1 pseudogene is annotated in these 409 nt (G+C 68.2%); it reads left to right on the plus strand.

The window, feature by feature from the left end:
• Positions 1-407, plus strand: a pseudogene (locus tag RZ50_RS28125) (immune inhibitor A); the annotation flags it as partial.
• Positions 408-409: the final 2 nt, after the last annotated feature.

Raw genomic sequence — 409 nt, forward strand, 5'->3', positions numbered from 1 at the left:
CGGCGGCGCCGTGGACGACGAGCTCGGGCGTGATCGACAACAGCGCCTCGCAGGCGGCGCACGGCGGTTCGTGGAAGGCGTGGCTGAACGGCTACGGCACCACCCACACCGACACGCTGGCGCAGACGGTGACGATCCCGGCCGGGTGCAAGGCGACGCTGAGCTTCTGGCTGCACATCGACACCGCCGAGTCGGGCTCCACGGCGTACGACAAGCTGACCGTGTCGGTGAACGGCACCACGCTGAAGACCTACTCCAACGTGGACGCCGCGGCCGGCTACCAGCAGCGCACCTTCGACCTCTCGTCCTACGCGGGCCAGAGCGTCACCCTGAAGTTCACCGGGACCGAGGACGCCTCGCTCCAGACGAGCTTCGTGATCGACGACACCTCCATCCAGACCAGCTGAGG

The organism is Kitasatospora sp. SUK 42 (assembly GCF_015776785.2).
Taxonomy (GTDB): Bacteria; Actinomycetota; Actinomycetes; order Streptomycetales; family Streptomycetaceae; genus Kitasatospora.